The 19,575-nt window shown below is 33.0% G+C and carries 16 protein-coding genes; all 16 read right to left on the reverse strand.

Annotated features, from left to right (window positions below):
- Positions 1-10 precede the first annotated feature (10 nt).
- A complete protein-coding gene (gpmI, locus tag C3E89_RS03895) occupies positions 11-1,543 on the reverse strand; it encodes a 2,3-bisphosphoglycerate-independent phosphoglycerate mutase (RefSeq protein WP_236911176.1) in 1,533 nt (510 codons plus the stop codon).
- Positions 1,544-1,558: 15 nt separating this feature from the next.
- Complete coding sequence (gene tpiA / locus C3E89_RS03900) at positions 1,559-2,305, reverse strand: triose-phosphate isomerase (protein ID WP_236911177.1); 747 nt, start codon at positions 2,303-2,305, stop codon at positions 1,559-1,561.
- A gap of 12 nt (positions 2,306-2,317) precedes the next feature.
- Positions 2,318-3,511 carry a phosphoglycerate kinase gene (locus C3E89_RS03905; RefSeq protein ID WP_236911178.1) on the reverse strand — a complete coding sequence of 398 codons (1,194 nt, stop codon included), beginning with the start codon at positions 3,509-3,511 and terminating at the stop codon, positions 2,318-2,320.
- 120 nt (positions 3,512-3,631) lie between these two features.
- Positions 3,632-4,636 (reverse strand): type I glyceraldehyde-3-phosphate dehydrogenase, encoded by a 1,005-nt coding sequence (gene gap, locus C3E89_RS03910; RefSeq protein WP_236911179.1) that lies wholly within the window; start codon positions 4,634-4,636, stop codon positions 3,632-3,634.
- A 38-nt stretch (positions 4,637-4,674) separates the two neighbouring features.
- Positions 4,675-5,709: a sugar-binding transcriptional regulator gene (locus C3E89_RS03915; protein WP_236911180.1), complete on the reverse strand. Its 1,035-nt coding sequence runs from the start codon at positions 5,707-5,709 to the stop codon at positions 4,675-4,677.
- 237 nt (positions 5,710-5,946) lie between these two features.
- Positions 5,947-7,035: a dipeptide epimerase gene (locus C3E89_RS03920; RefSeq protein WP_236911181.1), complete on the reverse strand. Its 1,089-nt coding sequence runs from the start codon at positions 7,033-7,035 to the stop codon at positions 5,947-5,949.
- Positions 7,036-7,096: 61 nt separating this feature from the next.
- Positions 7,097-7,432 carry a DUF3870 domain-containing protein gene (locus tag C3E89_RS03925; protein WP_236911182.1) on the reverse strand — a complete coding sequence of 112 codons (336 nt, stop codon included), beginning with the start codon at positions 7,430-7,432 and terminating at the stop codon, positions 7,097-7,099.
- A 20-nt stretch (positions 7,433-7,452) separates the two neighbouring features.
- Positions 7,453-8,616: a DUF819 family protein gene (locus C3E89_RS03930; RefSeq protein WP_236911183.1), complete on the reverse strand. Its 1,164-nt coding sequence runs from the start codon at positions 8,614-8,616 to the stop codon at positions 7,453-7,455.
- 333 nt (positions 8,617-8,949) lie between these two features.
- The gene (rpoN, locus tag C3E89_RS03935; protein ID WP_236911184.1) at positions 8,950-10,329 is read right to left on the reverse strand and encodes an RNA polymerase factor sigma-54; all 1,380 of its coding nucleotides are present in this window, start codon (positions 10,327-10,329) and stop codon (positions 8,950-8,952) included.
- Between the two features lie 147 nt (positions 10,330-10,476).
- On the reverse strand, positions 10,477-11,436 hold the full coding sequence (locus C3E89_RS03940) for an ABC transporter permease (RefSeq protein WP_336512956.1): 960 nt from the start codon (positions 11,434-11,436) through the stop codon (positions 10,477-10,479).
- The gene (locus tag C3E89_RS03945; protein ID WP_236911186.1) at positions 11,426-12,538 is read right to left on the reverse strand and encodes an ABC transporter permease; all 1,113 of its coding nucleotides are present in this window, start codon (positions 12,536-12,538) and stop codon (positions 11,426-11,428) included. The genes C3E89_RS03940 and C3E89_RS03945 overlap by 11 nt, the downstream gene beginning before the upstream one ends.
- Positions 12,525-14,033, reverse strand: a complete 1,509-nt coding sequence (locus C3E89_RS03950) for an ABC transporter ATP-binding protein (protein ID WP_236913436.1) — start codon at positions 14,031-14,033, stop codon at positions 12,525-12,527. The genes C3E89_RS03945 and C3E89_RS03950 overlap by 14 nt, the downstream gene beginning before the upstream one ends.
- Positions 14,034-14,134: 101 nt before the next feature.
- Positions 14,135-15,232, reverse strand: coding sequence for a BMP family lipoprotein (locus C3E89_RS03955; RefSeq protein ID WP_236911187.1), 1,098 nt, complete (start codon positions 15,230-15,232; stop codon positions 14,135-14,137).
- A 198-nt stretch (positions 15,233-15,430) separates the two neighbouring features.
- On the reverse strand, positions 15,431-16,615 hold the full coding sequence (grdD, locus tag C3E89_RS03960) for a glycine/sarcosine/betaine reductase complex component C subunit alpha (RefSeq protein WP_236911188.1): 1,185 nt from the start codon (positions 16,613-16,615) through the stop codon (positions 15,431-15,433).
- Positions 16,616-16,625: 10 nt separating this feature from the next.
- The gene (grdC, locus tag C3E89_RS03965) at positions 16,626-18,170 is read right to left on the reverse strand and encodes a glycine/sarcosine/betaine reductase complex component C subunit beta (protein WP_236911189.1); all 1,545 of its coding nucleotides are present in this window, start codon (positions 18,168-18,170) and stop codon (positions 16,626-16,628) included.
- 85 nt (positions 18,171-18,255) lie between these two features.
- A complete protein-coding gene (gene grdB / locus C3E89_RS03970) occupies positions 18,256-19,566 on the reverse strand; it encodes a glycine reductase complex selenoprotein B (RefSeq protein WP_236911190.1) in 1,311 nt (436 codons plus the stop codon).
- Positions 19,567-19,575: the final 9 nt, after the last annotated feature.

A 19,575-nucleotide genomic window follows, 5' to 3' on the forward strand; every position in this document is an offset into this window, starting at 1 on the left:
TCAAAGTTTTTTAGACCTCCATAAGACTTTTGCCTGTCATTTCTTTTGGCTTTTCTATACCCATTAAATCCAATAGAGTAGGTGCTAAATCAGCTAATATTCCCTCTCTTAGTTTAACATCCTTATTACCTACTAATATTAATGGAACCTTATTAGTAGTATGGGCAGTGATCGGACTATTATCTTCTTTATCTATTAGCAACTCAGCGTTACCATGATCTGCTGTAATTAAAGCTTTACCGCCTTTTTCTACTAATAAATCTACTATCTCTCCTAAACAACTATCTACAGTCTCTACTGCTTTAACTGCTGCTTCTACTACTCCAGTATGTCCTACCATATCAGGGTTAGCAAAGTTCAATATGATTAAATCATATTTAGCCATATTTAATCTATTTAATACTTCATCTTTTACTTCTAAGGCGCTCATTTCTGGTTTTAAATCATATGTTGCCACCTTTGGTGAAGGAATTAAAACCCTATCCTCATTTTCATAAGGCTCTTCCCTACCACCATTAAAGAAAAAGGTTACATGTGCATATTTTTCTGTTTCAGCAATCCTTAATTGATTAAGACCTAGACTACTTACATATTCACCTAAAGTATTTTTTGGTTTTTCGGTTTTATAAGCAACATTTACATTTCTTATGGTTTTATCATATTCAGTCATAGTCACAAAGAAAGTATAGACTTTCTTACCTCTCTGGAATCCATCAAAATCTTCATCAACAATAGCTCTAGTTATCTGTCTTGCTCTATCTGGCCTAAAGTTGAAAAAGATAATTGAGTCTCCGTTATCAATAGTAGCGATGGGCATTCCATTTTCTGTAATTACCGTAGGCACTACAAATTCATCATTTATACCTTCCTTATAGGATTTTGTTACTGCATCTATTGGACAAATATCCTTTTTACCTTCTCCTAATACCATAGCATCATAGGCTAATTTAGTTCTTTCCCATCTTTTATCTCTATCCATAGCATAATATCTTCCAGAAACAGTGGCAATTTTCCCTATCCCTATTTCTTCTATTTTATCTTGAAGCTCTAATAAATGTTGTTTTCCGATTGTAGGAGGTACATCTCTGCCATCTAAAAAGGCATGAATGTATACATTATGAAAATCTTCTTTGGCACATAATTCTAATAGTGCATATAGATGAGTATTATGACTATGAACTCCTCCATCGGATACTAGCCCCATAATATGAAGTTTCGATTTGGTTTTCTTTGCGTTTTCTATAGCCTTTAAAAATTCTTCTTTCTTATAAAAATCTCCATCTTCAATAGATTTAGTAATCTTAGTTAGTTCTTGATATACTATTCTACCAGAACCAATATTTAAATGTCCTACCTCTGAGTTACCCATCTGTCCTTCAGGTAATCCTACAGCCAATCCACTAGCCTCTAATCTTGTATTAGGGTATTCCTTCAACAGTCTATCAAAGTTCGGTGTATTTGCTAAATGTATAGCGTTTCCTTCATACTCTTTTCCTATACCCCAGCCATCTAATACAATTAACATTACTGGCTTTTTAGTCATAATTATATCCTCCATTTAATAGTTTACCAATTTCACAAAATCTTCTGCTACTAAACTAGCTCCACCCACTAATACTCCATCTATTTCTTTTTTTGACATTAGTTCTTTTATTGTATTTGGCTTAACGCTTCCTCCATATTGAATCCTTATACTTTTTTTGCTATCTTCTCCGTATTTATCTCCAATAATTTTTCTAATAAATCTACACATATTATTGGCATCGTCAGAAGAAGCTGTTTTGCCAGTTCCTATAGCCCAAATTGGTTCATAAGCAATAACAATATCTTCTATATTTTCCTTATTGATACCTTCTAAGGCCTTCAGTACTTGTTCTTTAACAACTATTTCTTCCTTACCACTTTCCCTTTCTTCCAAAGTTTCTCCAACACAGACTATAGGTTTAATATCATATTTTAAAGCTGATTTGATTTTTTTATTTACAGTTTCATCTAATTCGTTAAAATATTGTCTTCTCTCTGAGTGGCCAATTATACAATAATCTATGCCAATCTCTTTTAACATCAAAGGTGAGACTTCTCCTGTATATGCTCCATTATCTTCCCAGTGCATATTTTGGGCTGCTAGCTTAATATCCGTTCCTTCTAAAGCTTTTTTTACTTCGCTTAAACTAGTAAAAGGAACTGCGACTACCTTCTCAACTTCTTTATTTAACTTATTTTTTTTTATACCATCAATTAATGCAAGGGCTTCTGAAATGGTATTGTTCATCTTCCAATTCCCTGCAATTATTGGTATCCGCATTGTTTTACCTCCTTATTTATCGTCAATAGCCCCTATTCCTGGTAATGTCTTTCCTTCTAAAAATTCTAAAGAAGCTCCTCCACCAGTTGAAATATGGGTCATCTTATCTGCATATCCAGCTTTTTCAACAGCTGAAGCACTATCTCCACCGCCTACTATTGTAATGCCATTGGATTCTGCCATCGCCTTTGCTATAGCATCGGTACCTTTTTTAAAGTTTTCCATTTCAAATACTCCCATAGGTCCATTCCAAATTACTGTCTTAGCATCCTTAATTTCTTTTGAGAATAGATTTATAGTTTCTTCTCCTATATCCATTCCCATCATATCTTCTGGAATACTTTCTATATTTACAGTTTTAAATTCTGTATCATTATTGAATTCTTTTGCTACTATTACATCTACTGGCAACAATAGTTTAACATTTTTATCCTCTGCTTTTTTTAACAAATCATTGGCCAAATCAACTTTATCTTCTTCTAATATAGAGTTTCCTATTTCATAACCTTGAGCCTTTAAGAAAGTATAAGCCATACCTCCACCAATCAATATTGAATCTACTTTATTAAGTAAATTTTCTATTACTCCAATTTTATCTGATACTTTGGCCCCTCCTAAAATAGCTACGAAAGGTCTCTCAGGATTCTCCAATGCTTTACCCATTACAGATATCTCTTTTTCTACTAGATATCCTACTGCTGAGGGTAATTGATTTGAAAGCCCTACATTTGAAGTATGAGCTCTATGAGATGTGCCAAAAGCATCATTTATATATAGGTCTCCAAGAGAAGCTAATTCTTTAGCAAAATTTTCTTCATTCTTTTCTTCTTCTCTTCTAAATCTTGTGTTTTCTAGAAGAACTACATCTCCATCTGCCATTTTTGATACAATTTCTTGTACGTTTTCACTTACTACTTTATCATCTTGTGCAAATACCACATCTGTATTTAGTAATTCTGATAATCTTTTGGACACTGGTTCTAAGCTAAACTTGGGATTAGGCTCCCCTTTTGGCCTACCCAAATGGGACATTAGTATAACTTTGGCCTTGTTTTCGATTAAATATTTAATGGTTGGTAAAGAACTCCTTATTCTTCTATCATCTGTAATATTCCTATTATCATCCATAGGAACATTGAAATCACACCTAACTAAAACTCGTTTTCCTTGTACTTGTAGATCTTCCAAAGTTTTTTTATCTAACATAGTATCACCTCATGGAAAAGTTTATTATATTCATATATTAACAACTGTCATATATTTATTTGCGTTCAGAATGATAAAAGCTTAAGGAAACTATCACTCTGAACGCCTATATAAATTATATTATTTATTTGCTACTAACTTAACAAGATCAACAACTCTTGCTGAATATCCCCATTCATTATCATACCATGCAACTACTTTAACCATATTATCTATTACCATAGTTGAAAGTGCGTCAATTGTTGATGAATGTGGATCTCCTTGATAATCTCTAGATACTAAAGGCTCTTCCGAATACCCAAGTACTCCTTTCATTTCTCCTTCAGCTGCTTTCTTTAATGCAGCATTTACTTCTTCGACAGTTGTAGCTTTTTCTACTTCAAATGTTACATCTACTATTGAAACTGTAGGTACAGGTACTCTTATTGCAAATCCATTTAATTTGCCCTTTAATTCTGGTAATACTAAAGCTACGGCTTTTGCCGCACCAGTTGTTGTTGGGATCATAGATTCTGCTGCTGCTCTTGCTCTTCTTAAGTCTTTATGTCTTTTATCTAATATTTGTTGGTCATTAGTATAAGCATGAATTGTAGTCATTAAACCTTTTTTAACTCCAAAATTATCTAGTATAACTTTTGCAGCAGGTGCAAGGCAGTTAGTTGTACAGGATGCATTTGAAATAATATGGTGATTTTCTGGATCATAATCCTTCTCATTAACCCCCATTACTATAGTAACGTCTTCATTCTTAGCTGGAGCAGTAACAATTACTTTTTTAGCTCCTGCATCAATATGCTTTTGCAACCCTTCTCTATCTCTAAATGCTCCAGTAGAGTCTACCACTAATTCTACTCCTAGATCTTTCCATGGGATTTCTGCAGGATCTCTATGGGCTACCACTTTTATCTTTTTACCATTGATAATAAACCCATCTTCTACTACTTCTATTGTCCCATTAAATTTACCATAAAGGGAATCGTATTTAAATAGATGAGCTAAAGTATTTAAGTCTCCTGATGCATTTAATGCTACTATTTCAAAGTCATTTACTTTTTCTTCTGCATAGATTCTTAAAAAATCTCTTCCTATTCTACCAAATCCACTTAGTCCAACTTTCATTGTCATAAGTATTCCTCCTTAAATTTAATATTTTATATTTTTAGCTACATTGTAGCTTTATTAGCTATTTTTAATATTTTTTTAGCTGCTCCTTCATCGGTTATTATTGTCATATTCCTTCTTAATGAAGCAACTGAAATAATGGCCTCTGCCTTATCTTCTCCACCAGCTACACCTATTACCTTGTCAATCTTCTGGAATCCTTCTAAAGATAAACCTACAGTTAAGGATTCCCATATATCATTACCCTCGATATCGAAATAATGACCAAAAGCTTCTCCTACAGCTCCATTTTCTATTAAGTTTTCAATTTGAGCTGCAGGCAATTGCCTTCTTCTGGCCATGGTATCCGCTCTACCTATACCGAAAATTAATATGTTCATATTATCTATTAATTCTATAACTTCCTTTACTTCTGGAATTTTTATTACAGCCTCTAAAGTTGTTTTATCAATATTATCAGGTATATGGAGAAGTCTATAACTAGCTTCTAGTTTTTTTGCCAACTTAGCTGCAATGCTATTAGATTGAGTTTCTACATCTTTCCCTAAGCCTCCTCTTGCGGGAGTTACTAGGATATTGTCTGCCACTTTTCCTGAAGGAATTTCTTCCGCAATCTGTGCCATAGTTGTTCCACCAGTAATTCCAATTATAGAACCGTTTTTAATTAGTTTTTTCAAATAAATAGAGGTGGTTTTTCCCATATCTTTTAAAACTAGATTATTGTCATCAGAATCCCCTGGAACTATAATAATATTTTCCACCTTCAATACCTGTTGTAACCTTTCTTCTAAATTGGAGATTCCTTTAAGCTCCCTCATTACATCCTTCAGGTTTCCAATTATCTTTTTTCCATCTTCTGTTATATACATACCCATACTTTCAATATTCAATAATCCTTGCTCTTTAAGAATATTTACCTCAGTTCTAATAGTTCTTTCTCCCATATTTAGTTTTTGTGAAAGTCCTCTTCTACCAATAGGTTGATTGTAATAGATATTTCGTAATATATTATACCTAATCTCTAATATATCAAATATTTCTGGGACTATTTTTTTTTGTAATTTAATTAAATCCATGTAAACACCTCTTGTAAGCTAATCATTAATTAGTATGTGAAAAACGATTATATTTAACCAATAGGGTCATTTTTCGTCCCTCATATGTAATTTTTGTCCCGCCATCTTTAAAAAAATATAGAACTACCCTATACAATATTATTATAGTTCAACTGTCTTTAATTTTCAAGGAAAAATAAAAAAATACCTCTTATTTATTTCCATTTAAATAAGAGGTTTTTTATTACTATATTAGTTTTATAAGTAGGCTACGTCCTGAATATCTTTGAAACCAAATCCAGGATCATCAGTTAATGTAATTTTATAATCCTCAAATATAGCTCCACCATCAACAGGATCTTCGCTACACAATACAGGCCCATCCAGATCTATTTTAGTTATTATACTCTTTGCAGCAGCCAAATGAACAGCAGCTGTAACACTTATTTTAGCTTCAAGCATACATCCTAACATACATTCTACTCCATATACTTCAGCCATAGAGCATATCTTTAGTGCATTATGTATGCCACCAGTTTTCATTAGTTTTATATTTATTAAATCTGCAGCACCCATTTCCATAATGGTTATTGCATCCCTTGGTGAAAATACACTTTCGTCAGCTAATACAGGAATATTAACATTGTTTGTTACTAATTTTAAACTCTTTAAATCATGAGCAGGTACAGGTTGCTCAACAAGTTCTATATCCAAACCTGCATCTTCCATCTTTCCTAGGGTATATATCGCTTCCTTAGCAGTCCATCCTTGGTTTGCATCTATTCTTAAATCTACATCATATCCTACAGCATCTCTAATAGCTTGCATACGTTTAATATCTAATTGTGCATTTTTACCTACTTTTATTTTTAAAGTCTTATACCCTTGTTTTACTGCTTCAATACTATCTTGAGCCATTTCATCTGGATCATTAACACTTATAGTAATATCAGTAATTATTTCTTTTCTATAACCACCTAATAATTTATAGACCGGGGCATTATATAATTGACCATATAAATCATAAATTGCTATATCAACTGCAGCTTTAGCACTTGTATTATTTACAATAGATTTTTCTAATTTTAACATTATTTCTTCCATATTTTCTATATTCATTCCAATTAAATATTTCCTTATGTGATCTTCTATAGCACCTATTATTGCACCGGTTGTATCCCCTGTTATTACTCCCGTAGGCGGTGCTTCCCCATATCCAATATGTCCAGTATCTGTTTCAATTCTTACTATAATATCTTCTACACTTTCAACAGTTCTCAATGCTGTTTTAAATGGTTTCTTTAATGGCACAGATATATGCCCAAGTTTTATATCTGTAATTTTCATCTTATTATATACACCTCCACATTAATGTCAATAATAGTTATAAACTTTACCAAATTTAAAATTAGAATGTATAATAATACTTTGATTTTACTTCAACATATCTCTTTAAACTATCTTTATAAGCTATTATTATTGCTTTCTGAGAAGAGCCAAAATATCTCTTCATTATTTCTTCCTCTATATCTTTATAATATTTATCAAATTTTCTTCCAATAAATATACTAGAAATAAATTTCTCCGTAGTCGGAATTGTTGCAGAACATGAAAGGTCAATAACTTCATCTGTTTTCGTATTGATTACAAAGCCTATAAAAAATATTTTAAATTGTTCTGTAATGGCATTATCTTTAGCAGTTTTACCATGACCAATTATATATACAGAATTTTTATCATACATTTTAATCACCCATATCAATTTTATAAAACGGACATTATCCTGCCAACTATTAAACCGCCTCCTGTACCTACCACATATCCCATTAAAGCCATAAGTATCCCCACTGGTATTAGAGCTTCATTATATGCACCTGCAAGAATAGGTGCCGATGCAGTTCCTCCTATATTTGCTAGACTTGCAACACCACATGTAAAAAGATCAAGCTTAAATAGTTTAGCTATTAATGCCAATATTAAAGCATGAATACCTAGAATAACAAATCCTGAAAGGATATATAGGGGTGCTTGTGCAAGCTCTGCAAAATTTGCTCTTGAAGCAATTAATCCTATTATTGTATATAACATCAAATTAGACAATTGAGAAGTTCCTGGTAGTTTTGCTAAAGGTGTCATTGCTCCTACAATCCCAGCTACAGTAGCTATTATTACTGTCCAAGTTGTTGCAGATAAGAAATCTGTCTCTGGTATCTTGCCACCTAAAAATATTGAAATTGCTGCAATAAATAAACTTGTACCTGTTAAAATAATCAAATCTGAAAATTCGATATTTGTTCTTGACTTTTCTTGAGCACTTGCAAGCTCAGCTCCTACTTCATCAATTGCTCTCGTGTCTGCCTTTGTCCATTTGTTAAATTTATTAGCAAATGGAATTAATCCTAACAAAATCATTACCCAAACTGCATAATTTACAGAATCCATTAATAATGCATATCCTAATTTAGCATCTGGTATATCTAATGCTCCTTGAATAGCTACCATATTGCCTGTTCCACCCATCCAGCTTCCACATAATGCTGCAAATGCTTGCCATGTATCTGGTTCGTAAAATCTTTTAAATATTGCATATGTTATGATAAACCCTACTCCCACACTTATTGATGCAGAAAAGAAACCTATTAGCATTTTAGGCCCTAGTTTAATAATTTTCCTCATATCACACCTCAGTAACATTAGGAAAATCATTGCAGGTAATAAGTTATTTTTGTACATACTATAGTACATATTAACTTCATCTGTTTTTTGCCACAATCCAAATGTAGATAATAACATAGCGGTTAAATAAAGTAGTACTGCTGCTGGTACATATTTAAAGAATTTGCTATCCTGATACCTTTTTTCCACCCAAACAATAAAACCTGCAAGGAAAATTAAAAAAGATAAATAAGTAAAGCCACTGGTAATCATAAAACTCCCCCTTCTTTTATATTTTTTATAACATTTTATAGAAGATATACCAAATTCTCTATTAAATGTTATTATGAACTTTTAATTACTCTCTATATAAAATATGAACTAGAGAATTTTATTAATGAACTAAATATTAATTTCAATATAATTAAAAATATAAGAAAATTAAAAACAAAAAACAAGACCACAGAGACAAATACATGATTCCCAATGACCTTGTTTATGACGATGTTATACATCTGAATAAGCAAGTGACAATTTACTAAATATTCTGTTGTCTTATATCTATTATATAATAGATATACTTATTTGCAAAGAAAATTTTATTTTTTAATATCTCTTTCTTATTGATGACGAAGGAATTTCTAATTCATCTCTATATTTTGCAACAGTTCTTCTTGAAATGTTAATACCTTTATCTTTTAAAATATCGGATATCTTTTGATCACTATAGGGTTTTTTTGGATTTTCTCCTTCTATAATATCTTTAATAATTGCTTTAATGCTGGTAGAAGATACTTCTCCTTTATTAGTGGAAAGTCCGCTTGTGAAAAAATATTTTAGTTCAAATAAGCCTCTTGGAGTCTGCACATACTTACCATTAGTTGCTCTACTAACAGTAGATTCATGCATATCGATATCCTCGGCTACTTCTTTTAAAGTTAGAGGTTTTAAACCTTTCTCTCCTTTTTCAAAAAAATCCCTTTGGAATTTTAATATAGATTCTACTACATTATAAATTGTAGCCCGTCTCTGCTCAATACTTCTGATAATCCACATAGCTGAATTCAACTTTTCTGATAAAAATTCAGTAGCTTTAGGATCATTTCCCTTTCTAATCATTTCCTTATAGAAATTATTGATATTTAACCTAGGTCCAGTTACATCATTTAAAATTATTATATATTCTCCATCAATGTATTCAATAGTTACATCAGGTATAATATATTTTACTTGATCAGTATTATGGCTAAAACATCTCCCTGGCTTTGGCTCTAAGGTCTTTATATAATCACATATCCTTTGGACTTCTTTTAAGTCTAAATCCAGATCCTTTGCTATCTTCAACAATCTGTTATGAGCTATATCTTCTAGATAATCTTTTATTATCGATTCTATATATGGGTTTTTTAATATGTCTCCTCTTACCTGTATTAATAGACATTCCTTTAAATTTCTAGCTCCTACTCCTAAAGGATCAAAGGTTTGTATAGTAAATAAAACGTTTTCAATCCGATCAACCTTAATGCCCATATCCATTGCTATTTGGTTTATATCCGTAGTCAAATAACCATTTTCATCAATATTTTCTATTAAAATCTCCCCTATTTTTTTATCTCGATCATTTAACTCAGATACATTTAATTGGAATAGTAGATTATCCTTTAAAGTAGGTGAATAACTAACAAAGTTTTCATAGCTATATTCCTTAAGATTTTTATCCCTTTGGGGCTTATAACTTACATCATCATATTTTCCAATGTATTCCTTCCAATCAATCTCTTCTCTTTCATTGCTATAGTCATCAATATTCTCATATTCTTCCACCGTGTTAACAGGGTCCAATAAAGGGTTTTCTTCAATTTGATGTTTTAAGTACTCATTAAGTTCTAGACTGTTAAATTGAAGTAATTGTATGGCTTGTCTAAGTTCTGGCGTCATAATTAATTTTTGGACTTGTTCAAGAGCTAGATTATAACCCAATTTCATTAAGCTCACTCCCACTATTATAAATAATATTAATAAATACTTATTATTCTATTAATATTATTATACCAAAATCTTTGATGAAGTACAAAATCATTTGATATTCGACAAAAAAATTAACCTCAAATGAGGCTAATTTTAAATATATATCTAATCTTTTTCATAGGGTACACCATTAGCTGCTGGTCCTCTAGCTTCACCAACAAATCCCATTAATATTACTAATGTTATTATATATGGTAACATAGCTAATAATTGTGAAGATATTTCTATATTAGTACCCCCTAAATATACTACAAGGCCTTGAGCAGCACCAAATAGTAGACAACCCCACATGGCACCTTGAGGCTTCCATTTACCAAAGATCATTGCTGCTAATGCAATAAAACCTTGTCCTGAAATTAAAGCAGCTCTGTAGTTGGATATTACAGCTATACTCATAGCTGCTCCTCCAAAACCTGCTAATATACCTGATAGAATTACTGCTAAATATTTTATTTTATATACATTTACACCAAGTGTTTCAGCAGCTCTTGGGTGCTCTCCTACAGAACGAATTCTTAATCCAATTCTAGTCTTATAAAGGAAAAACCAAACTGCTAAAACCAATATAAAGGCTATATATACAGTTGAATATTGATTAAATATGGAATCCAAAAAGTCCACAATCCCTCTTAATATAGGATTTGAAACTGAAATTGATGAAAATAATCCATTTAGTGGTCTAGGAATTTTATGATCTAAATCTAAAGGCAAAGTCATAGCAGCCCCATCAAAAAATATTTTAGTTAAAAATATAGAAAGTCCAGGCCCTATAAAGTTAATTGCAATTCCTGAAACCACATGATCAGCTGTAAAAGTTACGCAAGCAATAGCATGTAAAAGAGCTAATAATCCACCAGCTAATCCTGCTGCTAGAAAACCCAGCCAAGGATTTTGAGTAAAATAAGCTACAGTTGCCCCTGCAAAGGCACCAATAGTCATCATACCCTCTAAGCCTATATTTACAACTCCTGCATTCTCAGATAAAACTCCACCTAAAGAGGTGTAGATTAAAGGCGCTGAATACATTAAAGTTATTCCTACAATCACTCCTAAATCACTTAGAATCTTCAACTTTAACACCTCTCTTTCTTCCTTTCATGGAAGTAATCAATTCAATTAGTTTTGGCATTGCAACAAATAATATTATAACCCCGATAGTTATATTAATAACCTCTATTGGCGCTCCTATGGTTGGCTGTAATTTGCTTCCTCCATATTTTAATCCTCCAAATAATAAAGCTGCAGGAATACAAGCTAAAGGATTACTAGATGCTATTAAAGCAACTGCCATACCATCAAATCCGTAACCTTCCATTGTTGCTAATATTGCCGTTTCTTTAGATACACCTAAAACTTGAGTAGCTCCTGCTAAACCTGATATGGCTCCTGCTATCATCATAGATAAAATTATATTTCTATTTATATTTATACCACCATATTCTGCTGCATCTCTGTTATAGCCTACTGCCCTTAGCTGATAACCTAAAGTTGTATTTTTTAATACATACCAGATTAAAACAGCAACTAATATGGCAATTATGAATCCAAAATTAACAGGAGGATTTAAAAGATCTTTAAGAAAACTATTGCTTTTTAGAAAAGCCTTACCTGCTTCAGAAGTTTTCCATTGATTAAGAATTTGAATACTAGCTGTATCCAATATCCTTTCTGAGGCATCTCGATTTAATCTTTTAAAAGGTTCCCAAAATACTACAAAATTACTAAAATACAAGGCTGTCCAATTTAACATTATTGTTGTAATTACTTCATTTATACCAAATTTGGATTTCAAAAGTCCTGCTATTCCACCCCAAATAGCTGCAGCTAAAGCACCTGCCAATATTGCTACTATTGGATGGATAATTGGCGGTAGATGGAAGAAATATCCTACTAAGGTAGCCACTAAACTACCAATTATAAATTGTCCTTCCGCACCAATATTAAAAAGACCGGTTTTAAATGCAAAAGCAACAGATATACCTGTTAATATAAGAGGTGTAGATCTTATTATGGTCCAAGAAATATATTTAGGATTGCTAAATACTCCCTTAAACATTATCCCATAGGCTTCTATTGGATCAAATCCTGCAATTAAAAGAGCTATTCCTCCTACTATTAAACCTAGCAATATGGATATAATAGTTATTATAAATTTATTTTGTTTCATCTCTAGCACCTCCTCCAGCCATTAGGTATCCAATAGTTTTTTCATCTGCATCTTTTCCATCCATTATGTCTACAATTTTACCATCATATATTACTGCTATTCTGTCTGACAGATTCATTATCTCATCTAGTTCAAAGGATACTAAAAGAACAGCCTTTCCTCTATCTCTTTGATCTACTAAATATCTATGAACGTATTCTATAGCACCAACATCTAATCCTCTTGTTGGTTGAACTGCTAACAATACCTCTGGATCATTAGTAATCTCTCTTGCTAAAATTACTTTTTGCTGATTTCCACCGGATAAAGCTCCTGCAATTTGTTTATCGTTTCTTGGTCTCACGTCAAATTTATCTATTAGTTCCACAGCAAATTTAGTAATATTTTTATGATTTAACCTGCCTTTTTTTGAAAAAGGCTCTTTATGGTAATTTTCTAATATCATATTTTCGGCTACTGTAAAGTCTAAGACTAAACCTCTTTTTTGTCTGTCCTCAGGAATGTGACTCATACCACTTTCCATAATCTCTTTTGGCGATAAATTAGTAATATCTTTTCCATTTAATAAAACTTTTCCATTTTCTATATCTCTTAATCCTGTTAATGCTTCTACTAGTTCTGACTGGCCATTACCATCTACTCCTGCTATTCCTAATATTTCCCCCTTATGTAACTTTAAAGAAAACCCTTTCACCGTATTTAAATCCCTATTATCCTTTACAGTTAAGTTATCTATTTCTAGTATAACCCCTCCAATTTCTGCATCTTTTTTATCTACTTTAAAACTTATTTCCCTTCCTACCATCATGGATGCTAATTCTTCTTCTGTCACATCATCTACTTTAACTGTATCAATCTTCTTTCCCCTTCTAATAATGGTACAATAATCTGCTGATTGTTTTATTTCTTTTAATTTGTGAGTAATTATAATTATAGTCTTACCTTGCTCAGTTAAATTTTTCATAATCTGTATTATCTCTTCTATTTCATGGGGAGTTAATACTGCCGTAGGTTCATCTAGTATAAGTATATCTGCTCCCCTATAAAGAGCTTTAAGAATTTCCACCCTCTGCTGCATTCCTACTGAAATATCTTCAATTTTAGCATTAGGATCTACAAAGAGACCATATTTTTTAGATAATTCTTCTACTTCTTCTGTAGCCTTCTTTATATCTATAACTCCAAACTTTTTAGTGGTTTCCATACCTAATACAATATTTTCAACTACTGTAAAGTTGTCCACCAACATAAAATGTTGATGTACCATGCCTATACCATTTTTAATAGCTACGTTTGGATTTGTTACTTTTACCCTTTTACCATTTATGAAAATTTCTCCAGCAGTAGGTTCATATAATCCATATAAAACATTCATCAATGTTGTTTTTCCAGCCCCATTTTCTCCTAATAACGCATGGATTTCTCCCTTATGGACTATTAGATCTATGTTGTCATTTGCCACAAAATCCCCGAACTTTTTAGTAATATTCTTCATCTCTATAACTTTGGTATCAAAGTCAATATTGTTCAACAGGGCCCCTCCTATCTATTCTAGTTTTAAGCAGCTCAGACTTTTGCCTGAGCTGCTTAGTTTTTTTATTCTAATGTTTTTAGATATTCACCATAAGTTTCTTCATTAAATGGTACATTAATTTCTTCATCTATTATCATTTGTTTTAGATTTTCTACTTCATCTAGTATATCTTGTGGTACATGTTTGTCTGATGTTGGTGCAATATCTACTGCCCCACCATCTGCTAGACCATAAACGATGGTCTCTCCACCTGGGAATTTACCATCTGTTAAGTCCTTTACTATATTATAGATACCAACATCCACACGTTTCATAGCTGATGTTAATACATGGTCTGGAGCCAGATAGTTTTGGTCCCTATCTACACCTATTGCCCATTTGTCCTGTTCTTTAGCAGCTTCTATAACTCCTGTACCTACGTCTCCAGCAGCATGGAATACTATGTCTGCTCCCTGTTGATACATTTGGGTTGCAATAGCTTTACCTTTTGCAACATCGGAGAAAGACTCAGCATATTGGTTTAAAACTTTAATTTCTTTGCCTAATTCTTTAGCTGCATATTGAACCCCAGCTTGGAATCCATAGTCAAATCCCCATATAACGTCTCCTGCAATACCACCAATAAATCCAACAGTATTGGTTTCAGTCATTTTACCTGCAATATAACCTACTAGGAAAGATGGCTGTTCTGCCTTAAATACAACCCCTACTACATTATCTGGAGTTTCGTCTCCATATGAGAAGTCAATTATTGCATATTTTTGATCTGGATTTGCTTCTGCTGCATCCTTAACAGCGTCAGATAGTTTAAATCCTATACCCCAAATCAGATCATTTTCTGCATCTAATAATGTTTCAAAGTTTGGTGCAAAGTCTGCATCTTGTTGAGATTCTACATAGTCTACTTTAACTCCTAAATCCTTTTCAGCTTCTTGTAAACCTTCCCATGCTGACTGGTTAAAGGATTGGTCATGTACTCCACCTTCATCAGTAACCATTGCAATCTTTAATGGTTCTTCTGTTGGTGTCTCTTCAGCTTCACCTGACTCGTCTACCTCAGTTGGCTCATCTGTATCAGCTGGCGTTTCAGATTTTGAACAGCCAACAACAGCAAACACTAAAATACCTATTAGCAATAACGCTAATAATCTTTTCTTCAATTTAAACTCCCCCTTTTTATATAACTAAATATTTAATATCCATATATACAAGTTACTCTACATAACCTATATATATTTGGACTTAGTAAGTATTAACATAAATATTATATAATACAATAAGCCTTTTATCAATGTATAAAGTATACAATTGATTAAGATAAAAAAACACTCCAAGCTTCCTTGGAGTCTTGGAGTGTTTTAACAAGGATCTGATCCACCGGCTACATAACCTGCCTTAGATAATATATCTATAGACTTTGCTAATTTTTCTTCATTTACCATAACAATAGGTCCTGTACATCCCATTCCAGATTCTGCATAGATACCTTCTTTCCATAAGACTTTTACTGCATCTTCTAAGTCCATTATATCTATGCCAGAAATAGTTCCAGTTACCGTTTCAGCTGGTGGTGCTACTACTTCTTCTTCATCATCTTCAGCTTTTTTAGTATCCTTTGTTAATCCTTTTAGTATATCTTTAAGTCCTGCTTTATTTGCCTTATCAAATTCTTTTTTTGTTATTTCTTTCACATTACCTTTAATTAAACTTGCAGCATAACTTATTGCATTTGCAACCACTGGCATTCCAGAAGCTCTTGAAAGGATCAATATAACTCTTTCATAGTCTTCACCAATTCCAGGACCGTATCCATAACCTAAAGATTCATAACTTCCCCCTGTTGTGAAGGAAGAAAAGACTTTCATTAGTATATTTCCTGTCAATGTATCCGTAACCATTACATCAGGCACTCCTGCAAGTAAATCATTACCTCTCATAACACTACCGCCGTCTGCCCTCATGGATTCTGTAAGGTTAATTTTATATCCGTTACTATTCAATTCATTAAAAGCTCTTTCTACTTGTCTTGCTCCATCAACGTTTAATATCCCTACCGTTGGATTCTCAATTCCCATAGCTTTAGCTGTTATTATACCATTTATGCCATTCTTAACCATGGCTTCTACTCTATGGGGGGAGGAAGTACCAGTAGTTGTGGCTATAATCATTTCTCTACCTTTTCCTGGTGTTACCACTCTTCCTACAGTTGATACTCCTATAGGAAAACTATAATGCATTGTAACACAAGCACCTATTTCTCCATTATCTAGCATTTCTTCCATCTTCTTATAGCCTTCTTCTTCTGATTCAACTATTACTTGGGTTAGCTTTGAATCAACCTTTGGTCCGATTAATACTACTTCTATGGAAGAATCCCTTTCTTGAGCCATTTCAGCTCCTTTAACCAAATTCTCAACACCATGTTCACTACCTAAAGTGGTTATACCAACTCTTACCTTTTCTCCAAATTGACCAGTTTCAATTGCATCAGCAATATCTGTAAAAACTTTGCCAATCATATTTTTAATATTATTTTCCGCCATTTTATCACCTCTAATCCTGAAGTAGATGAGAAGCAAAATCTCTCATAGCTTCAGCTACAAGTTTTCTAACTTCTTCTTCAGATACACCTTTTTCCTCATCTGCTTTTCCTGGATTCTTTTCTACTACAATAGATACTCCATCAAATAAGTTTGTCATTCTTCCTAAGAATAGACTACCCTTACCAACTATCATGGCTCTATTTACTTTGCCTTCTAACATATCATCTCTAGCAAAACCTAAATAAGGAACTCCTGATGGGATATGCCCTTGAGTTGGTGCCCATCCATCCATACCATGTTCTTGAATGAAATCGTTGATTTGGGATCTTTCGAGGTCTTTTCTCATTACACCTAATGCACCAATCATCTTATAATTTGCTGTTGGCACATCTCCTGCTCCAGCTGGTTTTGTTACATCTGGGTTTTGCATTTCTACTGAATATTTATCTATATCTGTAATCTTTAAGTTTCCTTTATCTAATGGTGCTGTTACTAAAGCACTCATTACTGCTTGTGGTGAGGATCCAGTTCCAACTGTATGTCTACCTACTAAATCAGTCCTTAACACTGGGTTAACACCATCATTCTCGGATATAAGAACTGCAAATCCGCCAATTACATCCTCAAGGATTGGCATATCTTTTTCAACGTGATTTTTACCATTCATACCTAATTTAGCTGTTGAACCCCCAGCTATAACTACAACATTTTTGAAGGTTCCCGCTTGTACTAATGAAGAAGCTACTATTAAAGCATGGGTTGGTGCTGCACAGAATCCTCTTGTATCGGAGCCAGTTGCATTTTTAAATCCAACCATCTCTGCAATAGCTTTAGCAAAGTTTCCTCCACCTCTTTGATTCATATCTCCACACGCTTCTTCAGAACATTCTATTACATAATCTACATCATTAGGATTTATGTCATTTTTAGCAATAAGATTTAAACCTGCTAAAACTCCAGATGCTTTAGATACAAGGTTTTCCATAATTACATGAGCACTTAAATTTTCATCAACATCATGAGCTCTCTTAATACATCCTACTACATTACCACCTGTATTTAAAGGTTCAGCACCTTGTTCCTCTATTAACCTTTTTATCTCAGATTCATCATCTCCAGATTTAAGCCTTGAAACTAAATCTTCTCTTTCTTTAAACAATGGATGAGCTTCTAGTTTAGTTTTTACACCTTCAGTAAATTCTTTAGTTAATTTTACTAAATCAAATACATCTACAATTTTGATAAGTCCAATGAATTCATCTTCTGGCATCATTTCGCCATATTTACCAAATCTACTAGCATCTTTCAATGGGTTTTTATACCAAGGCTGTTCTTGTTTCTTCAAATCTTCTGGCTTATAGTTTCCAATATAAACTTGATTTGGTAAATAATTCACTGCTTCATCAAAGCTACGTAAATGGTTTGGTAACTTTTTTAGGTACTCTGAATCAGGATTTATAACTCTTTCGGTTGACTGGGTTGTTCCATTGTGGATAACCATATCTTCAGCATGGACTAAAATATAGCCAGCTCCTTTTACTACTGGATAATTCATAATTACACCTCCGTTGATTATATCTATTAATTCATATTTAGTCTTAAAATGGGTGATATAAATCACCCATTTTAAGTTTTATATATTATTCTTCAAATACTGTTTGACCTTCAACTTCTGTTGTTAATGCTTTTAAAGCTTTTTCAACTAAGTTTCTTCTTAGAGCCTTTTCATCTTTAGGATCTAAGCTTGGGTTTCCTAGTGGGTGTGGTATAGCAATTGTTGGAACGATTCTATTTGCTCCTACAGTTAATGAAATTGGTACTACAGTACACATATGAACTACAGGTAAACCTGCACGTTCTATTTCTTTTACCATTGTTGCACCGCAACGTGTACAGGTGCCTCAGGTAGAAGTTAATATAACTGCATCTACTCCATCAGCCACTAATTCTTTTCCTATTTCTTCAGCAAATTTCTTAGCACTAGCTACTGCTGTACCGTTACCTACAGTAGTATAGAAGTATCTATGAAGTTTGCCTATTTTACCTTCTTTTTCCATTTCTCTTAATACATCTACTGGTAAAACTCTGTCTGCATCTTCATTAGCGTATACTGGGTCATATCCACCATGAGCTGTTTCATGGTCAGCACTTGTTAAGTTTTCAAATCCTTCAATATCATACTTACCATATTTTGATGCAGATGAAGATTCAATATGGTCTGGATTTCCTTTTGGAACAATACCACCTGAAGTTACTAAAGCTACTGTAGCCTTTGAAAGATCTTTAACTGCTGGTTGTGGATCTACTCTGTCGAAATCTGGCATTGGGAATTCGGTAACGAATTCTTCACCATTAAGCTTTTTAACAAGCATATCCACTGCTCTTTCTGAACCTCTCTTATCAGCAAAGAAGTTCTTTCTAACTCCTCTTGGTATATAATGTTCTTCCTCTGGGGAACCTATCTCTTCACCTTTTGCAATTTTCAATGCTAATGGTGCCATCTTCTTAACTGCATCCCTCATACCTGCAGCAGAATTTTTTGTAGATACTATATATACGCTTTTCTTAAACATATCTGCTCCAGGGTTTTCTTCATACATTCCAGTTAAGGATGGAATTCCTAATTCATTTTGTACTGCATCTGTAATTGTACCGCAAGCAACTCCATATCTACCTGCGTTAAATGCTGGTCCTGCAATGAATAGGTCTGGATTGTATTTCTTTACCATTTCTAATATTTCAGCTTTTGCTTCTTCAATATTTTCACCAAAATAGCTATCACCACAGATAATAGTAGCAACTATTTCAGCTTCACCTTTAAATCCTGCATTTATAGCCATACCTGGTCCTATAATTTCTTCTCTAACTTCTGGCTTTATATGCGCCTTTTCTTCTCCACCTATACCAGCGAAGAATTGATTTATATAATGGACAACTTTAATTTTCCCCATTAGTTTCCC

The sequence above is a fragment of the Clostridium sp. Cult1 genome, from assembly GCF_021655095.1.
In the GTDB taxonomy this organism is placed as follows: Bacteria; Bacillota; Clostridia; order Tissierellales; family Tepidimicrobiaceae; genus Schnuerera.

Coding starts and splice junctions, on each gene's coding strand:
- gpmI (WP_236911176.1), bottom strand. CDS start 1,543: ATGACTAAAAAGCCAGTAATGTTAATTGTATTAGATGGCTGGGGTATA.
- tpiA (WP_236911177.1), bottom strand. CDS start 2,305: ATGCGGATACCAATAATTGCAGGGAATTGGAAGATGAACAATACCATT.
- C3E89_RS03905 (WP_236911178.1), bottom strand. CDS start 3,511: ATGTTAGATAAAAAAACTTTGGAAGATCTACAAGTACAAGGAAAACGA.
- gap (WP_236911179.1), bottom strand. CDS start 4,636: ATGACAATGAAAGTTGGACTAAGTGGATTTGGTAGAATAGGAAGAGAT.
- C3E89_RS03915 (WP_236911180.1), bottom strand. CDS start 5,709: ATGGATTTAATTAAATTACAAAAAAAAATAGTCCCAGAAATATTTGAT.
- C3E89_RS03920 (WP_236911181.1), bottom strand. CDS start 7,035: ATGAAAATTACAGATATAAAACTTGGGCATATATCTGTGCCATTAAAG.
- C3E89_RS03925 (WP_236911182.1), bottom strand. CDS start 7,432: ATGTATGATAAAAATTCTGTATATATAATTGGTCATGGTAAAACTGCT.
- C3E89_RS03930 (WP_236911183.1), bottom strand. CDS start 8,616: ATGATTACCAGTGGCTTTACTTATTTATCTTTTTTAATTTTCCTTGCA.
- rpoN (WP_236911184.1), bottom strand. CDS start 10,329: ATGAAATTGGGTTATAATCTAGCTCTTGAACAAGTCCAAAAATTAATT.
- C3E89_RS03945 (WP_236911186.1), bottom strand. CDS start 12,538: ATGAAACAAAATAAATTTATAATAACTATTATATCCATATTGCTAGGT.
- C3E89_RS03950 (WP_236913436.1), bottom strand. CDS start 14,033: ATGAAGAATATTACTAAAAAGTTCGGGGATTTTGTGGCAAATGACAAC.
- grdD (WP_236911188.1), bottom strand. CDS start 16,615: ATGGCGGAAAATAATATTAAAAATATGATTGGCAAAGTTTTTACAGAT.
- grdC (WP_236911189.1), bottom strand. CDS start 18,170: ATGAATTATCCAGTAGTAAAAGGAGCTGGCTATATTTTAGTCCATGCT.